Genomic DNA, 15,988 nt, shown 5'->3' with positions numbered 1-15,988 from the left:
GAACAGTCGATGAGTATTCATATTAATACAGAAGCGAAGCAATTTCACTTAACAAACGGGAAAATAAGCTACATCTTTCATGTATTGAAAAACGGGGAGCTCGGGCACTTGTATTATGGAATAGCCATTAAGCACCAGGCTGATTTTTCGCATTTTCAGGACGGAGGAATACCCACTGCAGCGAGCTGCCATGCTGAAAAAGCTGATCCCGCTTTTTCCCTGGAAACGGTAAAACAGGAATACCCGGGCTATGGAACAACAGATTTCAGGGAACCGGCTCTTTCCATTAAAAGAGAAAGCGGCAGCTCCATCCACCGGTTTGATTTTGAAGGATACACTGTGACTGAAGGCAAAGAGCGGATACCAGGGCTGCCGGCTACCTATTCAAAGCCCGGGGAAGCGGAGAACCTTGAGGTTTCCCTCATTGACAGAACGGCTGGTTTAAAGCTGACCCTTCACTATACGCTGTTTCAGGACTTGCCTGTTATCGCCAGAAGAACGGTCCTTGAAAACATCGGGAATGAGAAAATCAGGCTTGAACGGGTAATGAGTCTTTCATTGGATTTGAGCGACAGTGAATATATGATGATGCAGCTTTCGGGGGCATGGTCGAGAGAGCGTCATATAAAGGAACGTAAGCTTGAGAGCGGAATCCAATCGGTTGGAAGTGCCAGAGGAGCGAGCTCCCATCATCACAATCCATTCCTGGCACTTCGCCGGCCTGAAACAACGGAAACGCTTGGGGAAGCCATCAGCTTTCATTTTATCTACAGCGGGAATTTTCTTGCCCAAATCGAAGTGGACCATTACGATACAGCACGGGTGATGATGGGGATTCACCCATTCCAATTTAATTGGCAGCTAAATCCGGGAGAAACCTTCCATTCACCTGAAGCGGTAATGACGTATTCGGATCAAGGCTTAAACGGGTTAACACAGAGTGTTCATGACCTATTCCGTCATCATCTTATATCCTCAAATTGGCAAAAAAAGGAGCGCCCGGTTCTGATCAATAACTGGGAGGCAACCTATTTTGATTTTAATGCAGAAAAAATTATCCAGATAGCCAAGCAGTCAAAAGAGCTGGGAATCGAGCTTTTTGTTCTGGATGATGGCTGGTTTGGCAAAAGAGATGATGATACGACATCGCTTGGCGACTGGTTTACCGATGAGAATAAGCTTCCGGACGGAATGGAAGCATTATCCGAAGCCGTTCGTGCAGAAGGGTTAAAGTTCGGCCTATGGTTCGAACCGGAGATGGTGAATGAGGAAAGTCTTTTGTTCGGAGAGCACCCTGACTGGGTTGTTCATGATCCGGACCGGCCTAAATCATATGGGCGGAACCAATGGGTTCTCGATTACACCCGGAGAGAAGTCGTTGATCATATGTATGAACGGATGTCTTCCTTTATCAAATCTGCCCAGCTCAGCTACATTAAGTGGGATATGAACCGGAACATTACAGAAGCTTTTTCCGCCTCTCTGGATTTTGAACATCAAGGAGAATTTTTCCACCGTTATATTCTTGGAGTTTATGATCTCTATGAGAGGCTTACGTCTGAATTTCCTGACGTGCTTTTTGAATCGTGTGCGGGAGGAGGAGGCCGCTTTGATGCGGGAATGCTGTATTATGCACCGCAGGCTTGGGCGAGCGATGATACCGATGCAGCTGAGCGAATGAAAATTCAATACGGATCCTCTTTTGTATATCCGCTTTACAGCATGGGATCCCACGTATCTGCTATTCCAAATCACCAGACCTTAAGAAACACGTCTCTTAAAACACGCGGGGATGTTGCATATTTCGGGACTTTCGGATATGAACTGGATCCAAATCAAATGACCTCTGAAGAAAAAGAAGAAGTAAAGATCCAAATCCTGAATTATAAGAAATACAGAACGCTGATCCGGGATGGAGATTTCTACAGACTGCGCAGCCCGTTCACCTCCAATGAACTGCTCTGGATGGTTGTTTCAAAGGACCGGTCAGAGGCGCTGGCAGGGTGGTATAAAATGCTTGCAGCTCCAAATCCGAAAAACGGGCAAATCATTAAACTTGCCGGACTGGATCCGGATGCTTCTTACACAATCAATGGACAAACCAAGCCGCATCACGGAGATGAACTGATGAGGAGAGGGGTGAATCTTTCTCCGGAATTCAATGGCGTTAACGGACCCTGGGCCAAAAGAGGAGGAGACTTTCAGTCAGAGATTTTCTACCTGAAAAGACTTCTATAAGCATAGAGAACGCATCGAAGCTTCTCGGACGGATCAGTGTGAAATAGGCAGCTGCAGAGAAAAATCTGTTTGAAACAAACCGCCTTGTTCTAGCCCCCTCGTTCCCTGAATACGCTGATAAGGGAAAGCTTCAAACATCCAGAGAGGGGGAGCCTGCGTGGTTTACCGCATGCTTGCATTAAACATAGACGGAACACTGCTCCGTTCAAACGGCCGCCTTCATCAGGCAACAAAAGAAGCCATTGATTTCGTCCAGAATAAAGGCGTTTATGTGACCCTTGTCACCAATCGCCATTTCCAGTCTGCAAGAAAGCTTGCCAGAGCCTTAAAAATCGAATCCGCCCTTGTTACCCACAGCGGCGCTTTCATCGCAGAAAAAATAGATGAGCCGCTTTTTGAAAGGCGGCTTGGAGAAAAGCTGACCTTCAATCTTGTGCAGATTCTTGAAAATTATGAGTGTCATATCCGGATTATTCACGAACGGTACAGCATAGGGAACAGGGTAAAGGTAACACCGCATATGACCGGAAGTACGGTCATCCAGTCATCTGAACCATTATTTTATCCGAATCAATATGTAGAGTCGCTTGGAGATGCTTTAAGGGATGAACCGATCGATGCACCTAAAATGGAGGTCCTCTTTCAAAACAAGCGCGAGAAGGAGGCTGCCATACTCTTTTTGAATGAAACGTTCAGCGAGATAACCATTACGGACCGCAATCCACTGAGGTTTGACCTAACGGCAAAAGGCGTGTCCAAAGCATCCGGCTTAAGCTTGCTTTGCCGGAATCTCGAAATTTCCATGAGTGAAGTGGTAGCCATCGGAGATAGCGCAGATGACCGCGAACTGATCGCCAATGCCGGGCTGGGCGTGGCTATGGGCCAGGCGCCGTTTGAAGTGAAAAAGGCAGCTGACTGGATAACGCGGTCAAATGAAGAATCCGGAGTTGCTTATATGATTAAAGAGCATTTTAGAAAACAGTACCGCCTCGGTTTTGTTGAAAAAATCAAGCTGAACCGGTAACGAATGGCTGACCTGACAGGTCGGCTTTTTTTGTACAGGAAAAACATAAATCCCCCCATGGGCTGCTGGCTGAAATAGTATAGCTTAACATTACTCAACGCGGTGGGGCTGCTCGCTTTAAAGAGGCCTGACGGAAGGCTCAAGAATTGTAAAAGTGTTGTTTTCTGTATTTAAATTCGCTTTTGCTCCAATGGGAATGGCGGCTTTGTAATACCCGTGAGCGGTCGTCACGTTGGTCATAAGAGGCTTTCCTAATGGAATAAGAAAGTCGCGGATTAAATCCTCGAACGTTTTGCCATAAGCCTCTTCGCATTTCGTACATTCTCCAAGCACAATCCCTGCACAGTCCTCAAATTTACCCGCGAGCTTTAAATGGTTAACATACCGGTAGACTTTGTTTACCGGTTCCTCGATTTCCTCGAGGATAAGAATTTTTCCTGTTGTATCCACTTCATAGATGGTTCCGATTGTATCGGTAAAAGAAGTCAGATTACCGCCTGCCGTTTCTCCTGATACATTGCCTGGGATTCTGCTTATTTGAGGAATCCCGGGCGGGTTGACGATTTGCCTTGGAGACTGAAGGGTCGCAACCGCTGCAAAAAACTGCTGAAAATTATAGGCTGGAGTTTCCGGTGCGAAATCCAGCAGCAGAAGGCTTTGGAAGGTAATTAAATCAGCATACTGCAGCAACACATTTTGAAGAACGGTAATGTCACTGTAGCCGCTTAAAATCTTTGGGTTTTGGCGGATAACGGAATAGTCAAGGTAAGGGAGAATACCAGCCACACCCACTCCGCCTCTTGAAGGGAGAATCATTTTAACAGCAGAATTTGAGAACATCTTCATTAAATCGGCGGCACGCTGCTCATCTGTTCCTGCTAAATAACCTTCAGAAGCATACACATAATCTCCAAGCACCACCTTAAAACCCAGATTCTTCAAAATGGCAATCCCCTGGTTGATTGTTTCCGCACTGAGCGGTGTGCCGAGTGTCACGATGCCAATCGTATCCCCCCGCTGCAAGATCGGCGGCTTTATTGCCATTGCCATCCCTCCGGAATTCAAAATAGGCTATCAGATTATATGTCATTTTAATATTAAAAAGAAGGAAAGGTTGTAAAAACAGCCTGTTTTTCATTGACCAAGTGTTCAATCATAAGGTAGCATGAACGTGTCAGATAATTTAGGAGGGCTTATATGGATTTGCATGCCGAAGTGAAAGGCAGCGGCCGCCCCGTTGTATTGATTCATGGACCCGGACAGGATTTACGTGAGTGGGGTTTTATCATCCCCTTTCTGTTAGAGACGTGCCAAGTCATTGCATACGATGTACGCGGAGCAGGCAAGTCTCCTTCTCCGTTGGAGCCGATGGACCCTGTCAAAGATCTGAAGATGCTTCTGGACAATTATCATATTGAAAAAGCCACAATTGTCGGACACTCCAGGGGAGGACAAGTTGCAGCCGATTTTGCCCTGACCGACCCTTCCCGCATTGAGAAATTGATTTTAATCTCTCCCTCTTTAACCGGCTATGAGTATACCTATAAGTACAATACCTGGGTGCAGAAAGTAAATGATGCGAAAAACATTTCAGAAATGACCAAGTTTATAATAGACGGACCCCACCATAAGGTAATCAGCGCTTCTGAACAACTTGCCTTTTTTGAAGAAATGATGGAACATTATTTAAAAAAAGCAACGACTGAATGGAAAAGTTATGAAGTAATCTGGCCCGAGCCTCCTGCCATTCAGCGGCTGAAGGAAATGCAGGCGTCCACTTTATTTATCCAGGGCACAAAGGAATTTGAAGATATGTATCAAATAAGAGAATGGTATGAACAAGTGCCATCCATCGAATTTGTTATTATTCCGCGTGCTGATCAAATGTCAACCCTTACCCATCCTGAGGAAATAGCGGATTACATCTTAGCTTTTATGAAGGAGGAAGCCAGCCAATAATGCCTCGAACCCCTGAAGCTTTTATGAAAATCAGAAAAGAAACGAGCGAAAAAATTTTAGCAGCTGCAATGAGTCTGTTTATGAAAAAGGGATATCACTCTACTTCGATAGAAGAGGTAACAAAGATGGCGCAGGTTTCCAAAGGCCTTCTTTATCATTATTTCAAAGGAAAAGAAGGTCTGCTGGCTGCCATGGTGCAGATGCGGATTGAAAATATGCGCGCGGTTACAGAAGGGGCAGAGGAAAAAGAGCTGCCTCTGGACCGGATTTGCTATATTGCCGAAGAAACACTTGAAAACGTATTCCGTCAGCCAGAGCTTTACCGCTTTTTTCTGAATATCCAAACGCAGCCCCAGCATGATATAATCCTTGCCAAATATGCAGCACGCCTTAGAGAGGAATTTGAAAAGCAGTTTGAATTCCAGTGTACGATATTCGAAAAGCTCGGCGTACCCGAACCAAGGAAACGGTCGCTTTTGTTCTCTTCAACCCTGCATGGCATCATGCTGATGAACAGCAGCTATCCAGACCATTTTCCAATCGAAGAAATGAAGGCACAGGTCATAGAGGAATTCTGTGACTAGCGGATTGTTTTCCAAACGGCCTTCATGTAAACTAAGAGCAGTTTTTTAACAGAACTAATAATGTAAAAAGGTGATCATGTTGCGCATTCAAATAAATGGAATAACAGATGAACGCTTCCAGCGGCCCCTTACGCTGATCTCAAATTTATTCTTTGAAGAAACCGAATTACTCTTTGATAAAGAAGAGGCTGAAATATCGGCTTCATTTACTATAAAAGAGGACGGAAACAGGATTTGTATTTCAGGTGTATTAGCATCCGGATCCAACAGTCATGAAGCGGTCCGGGAAAAAGACCTCACAGGCTATGCAACTGAAAAAGACCGATTTAGACAGGTGAAAAATACACTCTCCCACGTTTATCTGATGCTTTTGCAGGAACAAACGGGGATGATTCAGCAGTGGGGAATTCTGACGGGTATGAGACCGGTTAAGCTTCTTCATAAAATGCTGAAGGATGGGATTGGACAGGAAGCAGCCCATCAAAAGCTGCGTGACGAATATTTGATTACAGAGCAAAAGATCCAATTGATGCAAACGATTGTAGACAGACAGCTGAAAGTAATTCCGGACCTCCATGACCTAAGCAGAGAAATCAGCATCTACATTGGCATTCCTTTTTGTCCGACCAAATGTGCTTACTGCACGTTTCCGGCTTTTGCCATGAATGGAAAGCAGGGGAGAGTGGATTCCTTTCTTGGCGGTCTGCATTATGAAATGGAGGAAATCGGTAAATATCTAAAGGAAAGCGGCATTAAAATCACAACTGTATACTATGGCGGAGGAACTCCGACAAGCATCACAGCAGAAGAAATGGACAGCCTGTATGAAAGGATGACGGACGCATTTCCCGGCATACAGAACATCCGTGAAATCACAGTAGAAGCAGGCCGTCCAGACACCATTACACCAGATAAGCTCGACGTTCTGAAAAAATACAGCATCGACCGGATCAGCATCAATCCACAGTCCTATACACAAGAGACCTTAAAGGCAATTGGGCGCCATCATACGGTGGAGGAAACGATTGATAAATTCCATCTGGCAAGAAAACATGGAATGAACAATATTAACATGGATCTTATTATCGGGCTCCCGAATGAAGGGGTGGAAGAAATGAGCCATTCCTTATCGGAAACGGAAAAGCTCATGCCTGAATCCCTTACCGTCCATACCCTCTCATTCAAGCGTGCTTCTGAAATGACACAAAATAAAAAACGCTATAAAGTCGCAAGCCGTGAAGAAACAAGTGATATGATGACTCTGGCTGTTGAGTGGACGAAGAAAAACGGGTACGAACCATACTACCTGTACCGGCAAAAAAACATTCTCGGCAATCTGGAAAACGTTGGCTATGCACTTGAGGGCCAGGATTCGCTGTACAACATCATGATTATGGAAGAACAGCAAACCATTTTAGGTCTGGGGTGCGGCGCTGCCAGCAAATTCCGCCATCCTGAAACCGGGAAGATCTCACATTTCAGCAACCCGAAGGATCCCAAATCGTATAACGAGGGATTTAAACACTATACAGAAGAGAAAATCAGAATCATGAAAGAATTATTTGCTGTGAAGGTATAAAGGCAGGGGCTGTCTAAATAGTCCTATTCCAAAAAAATATAGGAGTGGATTACCCCCGATGTGACCGGGGGTTTCTTTGTGGAAAAAAAGCCGGATGGGCGGGCCGGCGAGCCTCTTCCCATGCGGGGTCTCACCTGTCCCGCTGACGTCAGGCACCTTCCGCCGCAAGCCGCTCAGGCAGCGAGAAGCGGAAATCAGGGGCAATAAACCAAACGTAAAAGGGAAGAGCCTTTTTTCTCGATAGGCAGACTTTAGAAGACTTTGAATATCAATCTGTAACTTTACAACCTGCCTAACGTCTTTTAAACTAATACTTCCTTTCGGTTTTTACTAAAAGGGACAGGGGGCATAGATTATGTTTGAAATTAAACAGATTCATTCTGCAGACGCAGCAGCGCTTCGGCAGCGGGTTATTTTGCCTGTGACACCACTGGAGGAGTGTAAATACGATGGTGATGAGAATCATGAGACCATTCATATAGGGGCATATGCACAGGATCAGCTCGTAGGAGCGGCTTCCTTCTACCAGGAACAGCATACTAAAATTAAAGGGGATGGAATGTACCGTCTGAGGGGTCTCGCAATTGATCCTGACCACAGAAACGAATTGAGGGGACAGACGCTTATTCTTTTCGGGGAAAACCTGCTGGCACAATTAGGAATCAGCGGGCTGTGGTGCACAACAAAAGCTTCAAACAAGCCCTATTATGAGCACCTCGGCTTTAAAGAAGCAGGCTATACTTACAATGATCGGAATAAAGGGCTCCAAGTTTTGATGATGAAGCATTTGATTTGAGACAGGGCTGTCTTAAAGGAAACATCAATCCAGCAAGGAAGACGCATTCCAGTGTCTCCCTTGCTAAGTTAATGCTTGAAGCCAAAAGGCGGTACTCCAGCGGGAAGGGTGCCCCGTCTGGACTGCTCCTTCACGAGCTTTACGATCCCATTGGCTTCCCTCTAATTTTGCCCTCCAAAAAAGGAGGAATATTGTATGGTGATAGAAAAGTATAAAGAGAGCTGTTTTGATTGCGCACAAAAATGAAAGCGATTTCAAATTATCGGAGGGGATAGGATGTATTCATCAATCGGGAAGCTTTTTGACCTGGCGGTTGAAAAAGGAAGGGATAAAGAGGCGCTGGCAGATGTTTCACGCGGCATCAGGCGAACGTTTACCGAGTGGCAAAAAGAGGTTAACCAATGTGCAAACGCAATGGCTAATGCCGGAGTGAAAAAAGGGGATCGGGTATCGACTTGCCTTTTTAATTGTGCTGAACTGGCAACGGTATTTTTCGCCTGTGCCAAACTCGGGGCGGTTTTGAACCCGATTAATTTCAGGCTGAAGCAGCAGGAAATTGCCTATATTCTGACAGACTGCACTCCTAAACTCGTTTTGTTCGAAAGCGCTCTCGCTCCAGAGATTGATAGTCTTCAGGAACAGTTCCCCTTTACGCTATTCTGGTCCATCGATTCCAGACCGCCGGAATATGCTGCCTATTTTTATGATGAGCTTAAAAAAGCTCCTTTTTCAGAAATCAAGACAGAAGTGTCCGAGAATGATTTATACGCCATTATGTATACAAGCGGTACAACCGGCAGGCCGAAGGGAGTCCTGCATCGGCACCGGGATATGATTGATCAGGCTATGGTATGTGCGATGGCATTGAGGCTGTCACCGAACGACTGCGGACTTACGGCGGCTCCCATGTTCCATTGTGCTGAGCTCCATTGCTGTTTTCTCCCGAGAGTCCTGATCGGTGCAAAAAACGTGATCATTCATCATTTTGACCCAGTAAAAGTTTTGGAAGTCATCAAAAAGGAACAGATTACCATCATGTTCGGAGCGCCAACCATGTGGAATATGCTTCTTCAGGAAGAGCTGAATTCAGCGGACTTCACCAGCATGAGGGTCGGTCTGTATGGGGCGGCTCCCATGGCGCCTGTTCTTGTAAAAGCGCTGAAGGAGACAGCCGGAATCGATCTCGTTCAAGCGTATGGAATGACAGAAATGGGACCTGCCGTGACTTTCCTTGCAGAGGATGAACAGCTGGCCAAGGCAGGTTCAGCAGGAAGAGTTTGTTTTGGACATGAACTGATTATCGTAACCCCAAAGGAAGATGGCCCATCTGAACCGGAAGACCGTCTTGAGCCCTATCAGGTTGGAGAAATCTTAGTAAAAGGTCCCTCTGTGATGGCCGGTTACCATCAACGGCCGGAAGCGAGTGAAAAGGCGCTTTATAAAGGCTGGTATCATTCAGGCGACCTCGGCTATCTGGATAGAGATGGATATTTATACGTTGCAGACCGGGTCGACGATATGATCATCAGCGGCGGTGAAAATGTATACCCCCGTGAGGTAGAGGATGCGCTCCATGAACACGAAGGGGTGCTTGATGCAGCCGTTCTGGGCGAACCGCATGAAAAATGGGGAGAAACAGTTGTTGCGTATATCGTTAGGAAGAACGCGGCTTTGACGGAGGAAGACCTGGAGAATTTCTGCAAAAACAGTGACAGGATTGCCGCGTATAAACGTCCCCGCAAGTATATTTTCACTCATGAGCTTCCGAGGAATGCGAGCGGGAAAATTCAGAAATTCCTGCTGAGGGAGCAGCTGGCCGGTCAGACGAAAGCTTAGCAGAGAGGATGGAATAGGAATGACAGCACCTGCATTTATAAAAGAGGAGCATGCGATATTCAGAAAATCGCTGAAGAAATTTCTGCAAAAGGAAGCCGCTCCCTATTATGACCAGTGGGAGAAAGAAAGATGATTCCAAGGTCCTTCTGGATAAAGGCCGGAAGAGAGGGGTTTTTGTGCCCCTGGGTGGATGAAGAATTCGGAGGATTGAATGCAGATTTCGGATACACGGCCATTGCAAATGAAGAGATGGAGAAGATTGGTTCAAGCCTCATAGGATTCGGTCTGCATAGCGATATTACGGTTCCCTATATTAATGAGTATGGAACCCGTGGGCAAAAGCAGCGCTGGCTTCCGGGCTGTGTGAGCGGAGATATTATTGCGGCGATTGCGATGACCGAGCCCGGAGCGGGGTCTGACCTTGCCGGGATCCAAACCTCTGCCGTGCGGGAGGGAAGCTGCTACAGGCTAAACGGGCAGAAAACATTTATTACAAACGGCATCCATGCGGACATCGTCTTAGTGGTTTGCAAAACAAATCCGAACGCTGTCCCGGCGCATAAAGGAATCAGCCTGCTCGTTGTAGAGAAAGATACGGTTGGTTTTCATAAAGGCAAAAAGCTGGACAAGGTTGGTCTGCACGCACAGGATACGGCAGAATTATTTTTTGAGGACGCGATGGTGCCCGCAGAAAACCTTCTGGGAGAAGAAGGAAAGGGCTTTTACTATTTGATGAAAATGCTGCAGCAGGAGCGTCTTCTGGCAGGGATTTGCGCACAGGCATCTGCTGAGAGAATTTTAGAGCTTACGACCTCCTATGTAAAGGAAAGGGAGGCGTTTGGAAATCCGATCAGCAAGCTTCAGACCATCCAGTTCCGTCTTGCTGAAATGGCCACTGAGGTGCAAATCGGGCGTTCCTTTTTAAGCGAAGCCATTCAGGACCATATGGAGGGGAAGGATGCCGTTCAAAAGGTTTCTATGGCTAAATGGTGGCTTACAGATATGGCTAAACGGGTCGCAGGAGAAGGGATGCAGCTACATGGAGGATATGGCTACATGGAAGAGTATGAAGTGGCCAGACGATACCGGGATATCCCGGTGATGGCGATCTACGCCGGAACAAACGAAATTATGAAGTCCATTATCGCTAAACGGATGGGATTGTAAAACTTAGGGGGAAGACAGATGGGATTAAAGAATACAGCTGTCATCGGAGCCGGGCTGATGGGAAGTGGAATTGCTCAGTCTCTGGCTATGGGGGGCAAGCAGGCTGCTCTCTATGACTCTTCAAAAGAAGCGTTAAAGAAGGCGGAGGCATCGATTGAAAAGAGCTTAAAACGGTTGGTCAAAGCAGGAACAATGGAGGAGCACGAAGTGATTGCAGCAATGGAGAACATCCGGCCTGTTCATGATGTCTGCTCTGCTGTTAAGGATGCGGAACTGGTTATTGAAGCCGTTCCGGAATCCATGACGTTGAAGAAGCTGGTCTTTGAAGAGCTTGACCGACTCGCTCCTCCAGAGGCGATATTAGCAACAAATACGTCAGAATTAAGTGTAACAGCCATTGCGTCCGCCACAAGCCGCCCGGAGAAAGTACTGGGAATGCACTGGTTTAATCCTGCCCCGGTCATGAGGCTGATTGAGATTGTGCAGGGTGAAGAAACAAACGCTGAAACCATTGAAGCTGTACAGAACGTTTCCCGGGAAATTGGCAAGGAGACGGTTCTGGTTAAGGACAGGCAGGGATTTGTCACGACAAGAGCGCTTACTGCACATATGCTGGAGTGCATAAGAATGCATGAAGAACATGTGGCCGGTCCGGAGGATATCGATAAAGCAATCCGGCTTGGGCTGAACTATCCGATGGGACCGCTTGAACTGGCAGATTTAGTAGGACTTGATACGATGCTGTTTGTCAGTGAGGGACTGGCTGCAGCTTACGGCGAACGGTTTTTGCCCCCTCAGATATTAAGGAAGCTGGTCGAAGCGGGTCATTTTGGGCGGAAATCCGGAAAAGGCTTCTACAATTATAAGGAGCAAAGGGAGACGAGTAAGCGATGAACAGAGAAGCAGTCATTATAGAGGCGGTACGAACCCCTGCAGGAAGAAGGAATGGGGTTTACCGGAACACGCACCCTGTGCACCTCGCATCGGGAATGTTAAAGGAGTTAACAGCCCGTTCCAATTTAAACCCCGCTTTTATTGAGGATATAGTTATGGGATGTGTAAGCCCGATTGGGGAGCAGGGGCTGAATATCGGACGTCTTGCTTCGCTTGATGCAGGGTTTCCGGTAGCGGTTCCCTCTGTCCAGCTCAACAGGATGTGCGGCTCAGGGCTTCAGGCGATCCAATTTGCCTGCCAGGAGATTACATCCGGGGACATGGACATAACAGTAGCGGCAGGGGTAGAGAGCATGTCCAAGGTTCCCATCTTAAGCGACGGGAATGAACAAACCATCCCGAGGTCTTTAAAGGAAAAATACGAGTTCGTTCATCAAGGAGTGTCTGCGGAGCTGATTGCTGAAAAATACGGTCTTACGAGAGAGGAGCTGGACCGTTACTCTTTGCGAAGCCACCAAAAAGCGCTTGATGCACAAAAATCCGGTCGGTTTGATCAGGAAATAGCTCCTGTTCCGGGAATCGATAAGGAAGGAAAAAACATCACGGTCACACAGGATGAAGGGCCCCGTGCAGATACTTCGCTTGAGGCATTATCCGCCCTGAAGCCCGTCTTTAAAGACAATGGGCGTATTACAGCTGGAAATGCGAGCCAAATGAGTGATGGTGCAGCAGCGATCCTTCTAATGGAAAAATCAAAGGCGCTGGATCTCGGGTTCAAGCCCCGTGCCAGAATCCTCGCAAATGCGGTGGTCGGATCAGATCCGATTCTCATGCTCGATGGCGTGATCCCAGCTACTAAAAAGGTACTCCAAAAAGCGGGAATGACACTTGATGATATCGACTTAGTTGAAATTAATGAAGCATTTGCACCGGTCGTTTTAGCTTGGATGAAGGAATTGGAGGCACATAAAGAGAAAGTAAATGTTAATGGCGGGGCTATTGCACTCGGTCATCCGCTGGGGGCAACTGGTGTCAAGCTGATGGCGACCCTGCTGCACGAACTGGAGCGGAGAAACGGCCGCCTTGGCTTGGTGACGATTTGCATCGGCCACGGAATGGCTGTCGCCACGATCATTGAAAGAATGTAAAAGGGGATGAAGCAATGAACACGGTTAAGATTGCCTATGAGGGACGTACTGCCAGAATTGAATTAAACAGACCTGATGTATTAAACGCAATGGACGGAGAGATGCTGTCCGAATTGCTGGCAGCTTTCAAAGAAGTAAGAGACAGTGATGCTGATATTTTGGTTATATCCGGAGCAGGAAGAGGGTTCTCGTCAGGAGGCGACATTAAATCCATGCTGTCTGACATGGATCAATCCGCTTTTTCATCGGTTATGCATACCATCTCGCAGATGATACTCGAGCTCTATACGATGCCTAAGCTTACCATCAGTGCAGTCCACGGTGCAGCAGCAGGCTTAGGGTTCAGTCTTGCCCTAGCTTCCGACCATATTATTGCACATGAAACGGCCATTTTATCTATGAATTTCATAGGCATTGGGCTAATTCCGGATGGAGGCGGCCATTTCTTTATGGAAAAAAGACTGGGAGAAACCAAAGCGAAGCATATGATTTGGGAGGGCAGGAGACTGTCGTCCGAGGAAGCTCTGCAGGCCGGCCTGATTGATCAGATGGCCGCGGGAGATATGAGGAGTGCAGTTGAAGAAAAGGTTTCTGAATGGCTCGAGAAGCCGGTAGCTGCCATGATTGAAACAAAGAGAATCTTTACCTCCAGAAGCGCAGGAAATCTGGAGGCTATCCTTAGCCTTGAAACCTCCTCCCAATATAAAATGAGGCAAACGGGCGATCATAAGGAAGGCATTTCTTCCTTTCTCGAAAAGCGCCAGCCTCAGTTTACAGGGAACTGAAGAAGCTCCTGACAGACACTGCAGCCATTACTTCGAACTCTGTGTCCTGACTCGCTATGCTCTGCCGCTCAACGGGCGGCAGGTTTGCGTCTTCATTTAGAAAGGGAAAGCTTTGCTTCGTTAAGACAAAACTGAACATTCTTGAAGTGCTCATAGCGTTGCTTTGAGCACTTTTTTTTTAAGCGGAGACAAAGCAAGCTTCCTTCCACTTCCAATTCCCCTGTATTTACCGCTTAAAGGTATCAGAGCAGGGCAGTCATTCTATGCTGTGCTGGAGGACCGCTTGAAGGCCGCTTATCTTTTTGTTCTGAATGCGCTTTCTGTCAGGCTCCTCAAGTGCAGTTCAGGCTAAAATGATGCATATTGGGGGATTCTTTGAAGAATACGTGGTAAGATTCTTTTGGATGTAAACTAATTCTATATGAAAGGTTGGTTTTAATGAAGCTTTCAACCCGTATTCTTATCGGCCTGGCAGCGGGAATCGCGTTCGGCTTGATTCTGAATGTCTTCTTCCCGGAATTTGTAAAGCCGGCTGATCAATATGTATTTAATCCAATCGGCAATGCTTTCATTCGACTCATTCAATTTATAGTAGTGCCGGTCGTGTTTACCTCTCTCATTATCGGGCTGACGAGTGTGAAAGGGACAGGTAAAATCAGAAGATATACAGCGAAACTCATCCCTCTCTATATCGTAACCAGCATTATTGCCCTGGGGGCTGGCATGCTTATTGCGTTTTTGCTTAAGCCGGGAGCCGGGGTAACAGGCTTGCCGGGCGGTGGACCTGAAAACGGGGAAAGCCAGTCGATACTGGAATGGCTGGTAAGCATTATCCCGATGAATCCGTTTGAGGCTCTTGCAGAGGCAAACCTGCTGCAGGTCATTATTTCATCGATTCTTATAGGTACAGCCATAAACTTGATCAGCGAGGAAAAAGGCCGTCCCTTTCTTTCCTTTACTGAAAGTTTATATGAGATCACAGGCAAAATCCTTGAGATTATTTTAAAGGCTGCACCGGTTGGTGTCTTTGCCCTCCTTGCCTCCGTAGCTGCTACTCAAGGTCTGGATATTGTAGCAAAATTAGGCCTTTATGTAATCGGGTTAATCATGGCGGTATTTTTTATGATTGGGTTGTATGCCCTTTTGCTTTTTGCGGCAGGGGCCAAACCGGCCTTGTTTTTTAAAAGTCTTTCGCCCGCTTTTGTTCTGGCTTTTGGAACAGCAAGCTCAAACGCATCCCTCCCGGTGGCAATGGAAAATATCCAGGACCGCTATGGGATGAGCAAAACCCTTGCAAGCTTCGCCCTTCCGTTTGGAACGGCAGTTAAAAGGGATGGAGCGGCAGTATTTCAAGGCTTTAATGCCTTGTTTGTTGCGCAGCTGTTTGATGTGCCTGTAACGCCCTCTCTCATCATGGCGGTATTTGTCAGTGCGCTTCTCGTATCGTTCAGTACAGCAGGAGTTCCCGGTGCAGGAATCATCATGATGACTACTGTACTGGCCGCAGCAGATCTACCTTTAGCTGCCATCGGTCTAGTTGCTGGTGTAGACCGGCTTACAGATGGATTTAGAACCGCTTTGAATGTAATCGGAAATACAGCTAACGCAGCAGTCTTGAACCAATGGGAAAAAAAAGTCCGGAACTTTTAGAGTAAGTAGTTCAAATAACAGTTCAAATGTTATATAAAATAACAAATAAATTAGCAGTAAATTTAACACCAAAAACCGCTTGGGCATCCAAGCGGTTTTTCTATCCTATAATTGGAATTTTTCCTTGATCATCTTTGCCGCTTCTTCCGCACTCAAGTTTGTGTTGTTTATTTTCGTTTGCCAGGAGAGAACAAGATACCTTTTGAGACTCCCACGGCTAAAGCCGCAAGCCCTACCTTACGGTGTGACGGGTGGGATTCTTGAATGACTAAACGTTCGCAGTCCATTTCTGTTTTGAACAGCCTTCAAGACAGGGGCATCTCATTGC

At 46.7% G+C, this 15,988-nt stretch carries 12 protein-coding genes and 1 pseudogene; 12 read left to right on the top strand and 1 reads right to left on the bottom strand.

The window, feature by feature from the left end; translation table 11 throughout:
• Positions 1 to 9 precede the first annotated feature (9 nt).
• Together ACQCV8_RS15955 and ACQCV8_RS15950 are read left to right on the top strand one after the other, a co-directional pair.
• Complete coding sequence (locus ACQCV8_RS15955; protein ID WP_426846053.1) at positions 10 to 2,238, top strand: alpha-galactosidase; 2,229 nt, start codon at positions 10 to 12, stop codon at positions 2,236 to 2,238.
• Positions 2,239 to 2,395: 157 nt separating this feature from the next.
• On the top strand, positions 2,396 to 3,262 hold the full coding sequence (locus ACQCV8_RS15950; RefSeq protein WP_426846051.1) for a Cof-type HAD-IIB family hydrolase: 867 nt from the start codon (positions 2,396 to 2,398) through the stop codon (positions 3,260 to 3,262).
• Positions 3,263 to 3,379: 117 nt separating this feature from the next.
• Here ACQCV8_RS15950 and ACQCV8_RS15945 read toward each other — a convergent pair whose 3' ends face one another.
• Positions 3,380 to 4,306 carry a S66 peptidase family protein gene (locus tag ACQCV8_RS15945; RefSeq protein ID WP_426846049.1) on the bottom strand — a complete coding sequence of 309 codons (927 nt, stop codon included), beginning with the start codon at positions 4,304 to 4,306 and terminating at the stop codon, positions 3,380 to 3,382.
• Between the two features lie 153 nt (positions 4,307 to 4,459).
• Between ACQCV8_RS15945 and ACQCV8_RS15940 the strand changes: the two genes are divergently transcribed.
• The 10 genes and pseudogenes from ACQCV8_RS15940 (at position 4,460) to ACQCV8_RS15895 (ending at position 15,660) form a co-directional block, all read left to right on the top strand.
• The gene (locus ACQCV8_RS15940) at positions 4,460 to 5,221 is read left to right on the top strand and encodes an alpha/beta fold hydrolase (protein ID WP_426846047.1); all 762 of its coding nucleotides are present in this window, start codon (positions 4,460 to 4,462) and stop codon (positions 5,219 to 5,221) included.
• The gene (locus ACQCV8_RS15935; RefSeq protein ID WP_426846045.1) at positions 5,221 to 5,805 is read left to right on the top strand and encodes a TetR/AcrR family transcriptional regulator; all 585 of its coding nucleotides are present in this window, start codon (positions 5,221 to 5,223) and stop codon (positions 5,803 to 5,805) included. Before ACQCV8_RS15940 ends, ACQCV8_RS15935 begins: the two co-directional genes overlap by 1 nt.
• A gap of 79 nt (positions 5,806 to 5,884) precedes the next feature.
• Positions 5,885 to 7,384, top strand: coding sequence for a coproporphyrinogen III oxidase (locus tag ACQCV8_RS15930; RefSeq protein ID WP_426846237.1), 1,500 nt, complete (start codon positions 5,885 to 5,887; stop codon positions 7,382 to 7,384).
• Positions 7,385 to 7,739: 355 nt separating this feature from the next.
• Positions 7,740 to 8,180 (top strand): GNAT family N-acetyltransferase, encoded by a 441-nt coding sequence (locus tag ACQCV8_RS15925; protein ID WP_426846043.1) that lies wholly within the window; start codon positions 7,740 to 7,742, stop codon positions 8,178 to 8,180.
• Positions 8,181 to 8,456: 276 nt separating this feature from the next.
• Positions 8,457 to 10,016 carry a fatty acid--CoA ligase gene (locus ACQCV8_RS15920; RefSeq protein WP_426846041.1) on the top strand — a complete coding sequence of 520 codons (1,560 nt, stop codon included), beginning with the start codon at positions 8,457 to 8,459 and terminating at the stop codon, positions 10,014 to 10,016.
• A gap of 19 nt (positions 10,017 to 10,035) precedes the next feature.
• Positions 10,036 to 11,183, top strand: a pseudogene (locus ACQCV8_RS15915) (acyl-CoA dehydrogenase family protein).
• An 18-nt stretch (positions 11,184 to 11,201) separates the two neighbouring features.
• Positions 11,202 to 12,077 carry a 3-hydroxyacyl-CoA dehydrogenase family protein gene (locus ACQCV8_RS15910; protein WP_426846039.1) on the top strand — a complete coding sequence of 292 codons (876 nt, stop codon included), beginning with the start codon at positions 11,202 to 11,204 and terminating at the stop codon, positions 12,075 to 12,077.
• Entirely contained in the window at positions 12,074 to 13,225 is a 1,152-nt protein-coding gene (locus ACQCV8_RS15905) for a thiolase family protein (protein ID WP_426846037.1), read from the top strand. The genes ACQCV8_RS15910 and ACQCV8_RS15905 overlap by 4 nt, the downstream gene beginning before the upstream one ends.
• Before the next feature lie 14 nt (positions 13,226 to 13,239).
• On the top strand, positions 13,240 to 14,010 hold the full coding sequence (locus ACQCV8_RS15900) for an enoyl-CoA hydratase (RefSeq protein WP_426846035.1): 771 nt from the start codon (positions 13,240 to 13,242) through the stop codon (positions 14,008 to 14,010).
• A 438-nt stretch (positions 14,011 to 14,448) separates the two neighbouring features.
• The gene (locus ACQCV8_RS15895; protein ID WP_426846033.1) at positions 14,449 to 15,660 is read left to right on the top strand and encodes a dicarboxylate/amino acid:cation symporter; all 1,212 of its coding nucleotides are present in this window, start codon (positions 14,449 to 14,451) and stop codon (positions 15,658 to 15,660) included.
• Positions 15,661 to 15,988: the final 328 nt, after the last annotated feature.

Origin of the sequence: Metabacillus sp. 84 (assembly GCF_050107715.1) — a bacterium.
In the GTDB taxonomy this organism is placed as follows: Bacteria; Bacillota; Bacilli; order Bacillales; family Bacillaceae; genus Metabacillus_B.
This window is presented reverse-complemented; position numbering and strand designations above follow the sequence as displayed.

Bases quoted from the DNA above. Each gene is read 5' to 3' on its own strand.
- ACQCV8_RS15955 (WP_426846053.1), top strand. From the start codon at position 10: ATGAGTATTCATATTAATACAGAAGCGAAGCAATTTCACTTAACAAAC.
- ACQCV8_RS15945 (WP_426846049.1), bottom strand. From the start codon at position 4,306: ATGGCAATAAAGCCGCCGATCTTGCAGCGGGGGGATACGATTGGCATC.
- ACQCV8_RS15940 (WP_426846047.1), top strand. From the start codon at position 4,460: ATGGATTTGCATGCCGAAGTGAAAGGCAGCGGCCGCCCCGTTGTATTG.
- ACQCV8_RS15935 (WP_426846045.1), top strand. From the start codon at position 5,221: ATGCCTCGAACCCCTGAAGCTTTTATGAAAATCAGAAAAGAAACGAGC.
- ACQCV8_RS15925 (WP_426846043.1), top strand. From the start codon at position 7,740: ATGTTTGAAATTAAACAGATTCATTCTGCAGACGCAGCAGCGCTTCGG.
- ACQCV8_RS15920 (WP_426846041.1), top strand. From the start codon at position 8,457: ATGTATTCATCAATCGGGAAGCTTTTTGACCTGGCGGTTGAAAAAGGA.
- ACQCV8_RS15910 (WP_426846039.1), top strand. From the start codon at position 11,202: ATGGGATTAAAGAATACAGCTGTCATCGGAGCCGGGCTGATGGGAAGT.
- ACQCV8_RS15905 (WP_426846037.1), top strand. From the start codon at position 12,074: ATGAACAGAGAAGCAGTCATTATAGAGGCGGTACGAACCCCTGCAGGA.
- ACQCV8_RS15900 (WP_426846035.1), top strand. From the start codon at position 13,240: ATGAACACGGTTAAGATTGCCTATGAGGGACGTACTGCCAGAATTGAA.
- ACQCV8_RS15895 (WP_426846033.1), top strand. From the start codon at position 14,449: ATGAAGCTTTCAACCCGTATTCTTATCGGCCTGGCAGCGGGAATCGCG.